This is a genomic window from Shewanella sp. S1-49-MNA-CIBAN-0167 (genome assembly GCF_040310145.1).
Classification (GTDB): Bacteria; Pseudomonadota; Gammaproteobacteria; order Enterobacterales; family Shewanellaceae; genus Shewanella; species Shewanella psychromarinicola.
This window is the reverse complement of sequence record NZ_JBEOPO010000397.1, coordinates 1-251: the sequence shown is the minus strand read 5'-3', so window position 1 is coordinate 251 and position 251 is coordinate 1. Positions and strand designations below refer to the sequence as shown.

At 42.2% G+C, this 251-nt stretch carries 1 protein-coding gene; it reads left to right on the top strand.

Going from position 1 to position 251, the window contains the following annotated elements:
• Window positions 1–251, top strand: a 251-nt coding sequence (locus tag AAEZ00_RS21790; RefSeq protein WP_351090085.1) for a hypothetical protein, incomplete at both ends; no start/stop codon positions are given.

The window sequence follows — 251 nt, the reverse complement described above, 5'->3', positions numbered from 1 at the left end:
CTATTGCAGCTAATCAATCTGTATCTTTCGATGTATTAAACAACACCAGTTATGACGGCTGCCCTTATTCCGGTGAAGTTGCCATTTCTGTTGAGTATGATTTAGTCGAATCGAACGTTGGTCAGTTAATTGTTTCCGCTGTTAACTCAGGTCGGTCTTATGAGCTAACAAGGAAAGATGTTGAACACGGTCCAGGCAGTGCTGTATTTGTCTTTGAGCTACAAGAGTGCATTGAACGTATCGATGTAGCC